4 protein-coding genes and 1 pseudogene are annotated in these 4,506 nt (G+C 67.8%); 3 read left to right on the top strand and 2 right to left on the bottom strand.

Going from position 1 to position 4,506, the window contains the following annotated elements; all coding sequences use genetic code 11:
* Positions 1–125 (top strand): annotated as a pseudogene (locus HLK59_RS51780) (IS630 family transposase); the annotation flags it as partial.
* On the opposite strand, the gene HLK59_RS48395 reads toward HLK59_RS51780, so the two are convergent.
* Together HLK59_RS48395 and HLK59_RS48400 are read right to left on the bottom strand one after the other, a co-directional pair.
* Positions 126–689, bottom strand: a complete 564-nt coding sequence (locus HLK59_RS48395; RefSeq protein ID WP_171148059.1) for a GNAT family protein — start codon at positions 687–689, stop codon at positions 126–128. It abuts the pseudogene before it with no gap.
* Positions 690–699: 10 nt separating this feature from the next.
* Positions 700–2,031 carry a hypothetical protein gene (locus HLK59_RS48400; RefSeq protein ID WP_346780003.1) on the bottom strand — a complete coding sequence of 444 codons (1,332 nt, stop codon included), beginning with the start codon at positions 2,029–2,031 and terminating at the stop codon, positions 700–702.
* A gap of 266 nt (positions 2,032–2,297) precedes the next feature.
* Between HLK59_RS48400 and HLK59_RS48405 the strand changes: the two genes are divergently transcribed.
* Complete coding sequence (locus HLK59_RS48405) at positions 2,298–2,798, top strand: hypothetical protein (protein ID WP_171148060.1); 501 nt, start codon at positions 2,298–2,300, stop codon at positions 2,796–2,798.
* Between the two features lie 150 nt (positions 2,799–2,948).
* Positions 2,949–4,506: ATP-binding protein (locus tag HLK59_RS48410; protein ID WP_171148061.1), on the top strand; the 1,558-nt coding region annotated here is incomplete at its 3' end.

A 4,506-nucleotide genomic window follows, 5' to 3' on the forward strand; every position in this document is an offset into this window, starting at 1 on the left:
CTGACCACCTCATGAGCACGCTTCGGCACGGTCTCCGCCAGATCCAGTACCGCAGCGACCTCATCGACGGATGCCTCGCCGAAACCGGGCTCACCTTAACGACATCACGCCAACAAGGTCAGTAACTAGGCAGAGACGGGCGCGATGGTGGCCCATTCGCTGTCGAGCATGGAGTGGACGACAGAGTCACGCCATTGCCCGGCCTTCAGGATGTGCTCCCGAATCGTGCCTTCCTCCGTCATGCCCGCAGCAGCCATCGTCCTTGCCGATGCCGCGTTGAGCGGGGACCTTGCCCCCCAGATTCGATGCAAGCCGAGTTCGTCAAACCCAAAACCAAGAAGCAGCTTCACGGTTTCGAGGCCGTACCCGACCCCCCAAGCATCCGAGCGCAGCGCGAAGCCGAAGGTGGCTCCACGCTGCTGATGAGGGTCGAGCGCAACCCGGCCGAAGCCGATCGGGTCCTCAGTGGCACGTTCAACTACCACGAGCGCATACTCGGTTCGCGGCTCTGCTGCGGCGGAGGCGACAGACCGGGCAACGATCTCGCCGACTTGCGCGCGAGTGCGTGGCTCGAAGGACAAATGCTCCGTTGCCTCTTCGGAGCCGTAGATCGCAAAGACTGCGTCGATGTCCGCGACAGCGATCTCTCGGAGGATGAGTCGCTGGCCGGACCGTTTGACCGGGTACATGACGCGGACTCTACCCACGTGGAAGAGCTGTGCGGCTCCCAGGGAAAGCCTCGATCTCCTCACTGAGGGCGCGTCCGACAGTTCCTGATCGACCGGGGCCACTCACCAGCGCTTGCCGAACGCGCAGCGCTGAGACAATGATGCCCTTGTTCCGGAAGCCGGGCTGCAGGCCCAGGACTGGGCTTATGGCGTCCGCAGTTCCTTCCACGTCTCCGCTGGCAAGACGGACCAGTGCGAGGTTGCACTGTGAGCCGGCAAGATCACCGAACGCCCAGGCTTCAACGTTGGGATCGCTGAAACCTTCCACCGCTCCCGCTGCCCGCGCGATGAGGTCCGCAGTGCCGCGGCCCAGGTGCACCTCGGCCTCTACCGCGTAGTACTGCTGCTTTTCAAACGCGTACGAAAACAGACCGCCAAGACGGTCAAGGTCGTCGTAGACGACGGTCTCGCGTCGTCTGTCGGCCTCCCGGTTCGCCCGGAGCACTGTCTCCTCGTCGCCCAGGAGCGCAGCAGCACGCGCCTCCAGTCCGAGCAGCCACAGCCCGACGGTGCCGCCGAGGTTCGCAGCGTTTGCTGACCCTTGCCGGGCGTAGTGGTAGGCGTCTGCCGGCTTGTCGGCCCAGTAGGCGATGAGCGACTTGAGCCCGTCGGTCAGCGCGATCAGCCCCTGGTGCTCGCAAGTTTTGGCGCAGGAGGCAGCAACTCGCGTCATGGTCATGGCGTCGTAGGGGGCCTGCATGTCGTTGAACCCCTTGGCAACAAGGAACGACAGAATGCTGGCCTTGAAGTTCAAGTCCCGCAGGTGCGACAACTGCTTGACCCTGCCGCCCTCCAGGAGCCGGAAGACCTGTTCCTGAACGACCAGGAGATCGTCCCAAATCACCGAGAGGGGCTCTCGGGGGTACGCGGCGACGAGCCGTTCCACTTCGTCGTCGAGCAGGCCCAGGGTCTCCTCGCCCACAGCGCCCTGATCTTTCCCTAGGAGGAACTGCCTTGCGCGTTGCACTGCCATCGAGCCCGTCCTTCTCATTTCGCTCAGATCCGCGCCGGCATCGGCGTGGGGCGCAGTCGGTGAGACATCTGTCAGTGGGGCGAAGTCCGGGTCGGTCCCTTCCGGCACTTCGGACCACAGTTGATCGATGGAGCGCCCGAGCATCGCAACGATGACTTCACGGAACGCCCGTTGAGGCCTCCGGCCGTAGTAGAACCAGCCTTCGACGGTCTTCGCTGCTGGTTCGGCTGTCTTCGAGTCGAGCTGCTTTGCGGCTTCCCGGTACAACGGAAGAACGTCCTCGGGTGTGCGAATGCCGCGTTTCTCAAGCAGGTGTCGGAATAACAGCACAGCGCGTGCCTCCTCATCCGTACGTCAGACGCGTCACTGCAACGACTGTATGACTCATCCCTAAGCAAGTTGCCCCATACAGACGCTACTTACTGGTTCGAGGCCAGTCCGGGGGAACTCCGAGGAACGGCCGTGGCCAACCCTCAAAATTCCGGCCATGTCCGGGGGAGGTCTGGGGGTGGATCCGTCGGCTGGCTGTTGCAACGCTCTTCCCACCGCTAGCTGAGAGTGCTTGAGCAAGCACAGTCGTCATCCCGGGAGTTCCCGTGAACCCTTCGCACCAACGCACCCCATCCCCCGCACTCATCGAGATCGACGGTGAGCCCGCGTATCGGTGGCAGGACCGGCTGAAGGGTGACAAGTACGTCGGTCCCACCGCTCGTTTGCGGGTGCGGCCGCGGCTGACGGTGGCGCGCTGGCCGGGCAATGCGGACATCGCGACCCGCGTCTGTGGTCACCTCGTGGACAACGTAGTCCGGCACGCGAGGCTCTTCCCGGACCGTATGGTTCCCATTCGGCTGATCTGCCCGAGCCGAATGGGTGACCTGATCATCGAGGTCGATGACGCCCTTTCGGCGTTTCCGGGCTTTGACGAGATCGTCAGCCAGGGCACCGACGGCTACCCGCCGGTGACGGGTCTGTGGTGGGTCGCCCACGGCAAGGGGCGCCTGGCCTGGGATCTCCTTCGGGACGACGACGGCGAGGTCATCGGCAAGACCGTGCAGGCCGCGCTGCCGGTACAGGCCGTCCCACCGGAGCGGTCCTGACCACCCATAGCGCCTGCTGTGCGGCACATCTCAGTCGTAGCTCATCCGTACCAGTTGTTGAGGATTCCCATGTCTGACGGCGTATCCACCGCCACCAGCACAACCCCCCGCCGGCACAGGAGGAGACGGCGCAATCCGGTCCACCACGCAGTGCACGATCAGATCCGCACCGCGCTCTTACCCCCGCGGCTGGTGGACGGCGCGTTACTCGGCTCCGCCGCCCTGGCCTGGTGGACCCTGCCCGCACCACCGGGCAACATCCTCGGCGCGCTGGCGTGCGGTCTGGGCGTGAGCGGCCTGATCGCGCTGGGGCGTGCGAGGGCGGCGGCACGGGCCGTCCAGCGCCACTTTGATGGCCAGTTGGCGGGCGTGCAGGGTGTTATCGCCGGGGTGGAGAAGACCATGCAGGCGGCGATGGATGCGCTGCTGCGTGGGGAAGGGATTCCCTCGCCGTTCGTCTTCCTGCCGGCGGCAGGCGATGACCCGTCCACGACCGAGGTTAAGCGGCTGCTGGGCGAGCTTGAGGAGCGGGTGGTGTGCGCTCTGGCCGAGGTGTACGCCAGTCGTCAGTCGGCGGTGCTGCTGGAGGTGCTGCGCCGCCTGGCCCAGCGTGAGCATGCGCTGGTGGAGAAGGCGCTGGCCGCACTGTCGGATCTGGAAGGCGCGACCGACGACGCCGAACTCCTGCACCGCATCTACCAGCTGGACCACCTGGTGACCCGGATCCGACGCCAGGTGGAAAGCACTGGCGTCCTGGGAGGCCAGTCCCTGCGCGCCACAAAGAGGCCGGTGTCGGTGTCGGTGGTCCTGCGCGGCGCGGTCTCCGAGGTGGTCGCCTACCCGAGGGTCGACGTGGTGGCCGGCCAGGCCGGCGCTTCGATCGGGCTGGCTCCGCAGGTGGGGCCGGACCTGTCGCACCTGCTGGCCGAGCTGATCGAGAACGGATGCCGGTTCTCCGCCCCCGAGACGCGGGTGATGGTGCGGGCGCAGCCGGTTGCGGTGGGGCTGGCCATCGAGGTGGAGGACCGCGCCCTGCGCATGCAGCAGTCGATGCGCGCCCAGCTCAACCAGCTGCTGGCCGCGCCGGACACGATCGACGTCAGCGAGCAGGTGCGCCGGGGCCACTTCGGTCTGCTCACCGCAGCCAAGATCGCACAACGGCACAGCCTGACCGTCACCCTGTCCGAGAACGTCCTCGGGGGCACCACGGCCCTGGTCGTCGTCCCCCGCCGCATCCTCGTCCCCATCCAGCCGGACGACGTCGAGGAACTCGTAGCCCCAAGCAGGTCTGCCCCCGTGCTCCAGGGCGTGTCAGGACCCGCGCGGGTTCCCGCCCCGCGGCTTGCCGACTCCGCTCCGGCTCCGGGCTCGGCCGTGGGTCCGAACGGGCTGCCGCAGCGGAAGAAGGGGGCAGGCCTTCCGCCTCCGGGGGCGTCCGCGCCGATTCCCACGGGGGCTGCAACGGCGGGTCTGGCGGGTGCCTTCCGCAGCGCCTACCGCGCCGCGACCCCCCACGCCCCTGCCCCGCCGGCAACCCACGCCCACGCCCACCGCCACCGCCGGCCCCCCCCCCCCGCCCCGCCCCACCGCCCCCGCCCCCGCGCCCCCCCGCCCCCGCCCCCCCCCCCCCCCCCCCCCGTCCCCGCCCCCCCCCCCCCCCCCCCCCCCGCCGCGCACCCCCCGCGCCTCCGCACCACCCCCCCCCCCC

It is taken from the genome of Streptomyces sp. S3(2020) (assembly GCF_013044505.1).
GTDB lineage: Bacteria > Actinomycetota > Actinomycetes > Streptomycetales > Streptomycetaceae > Streptomyces.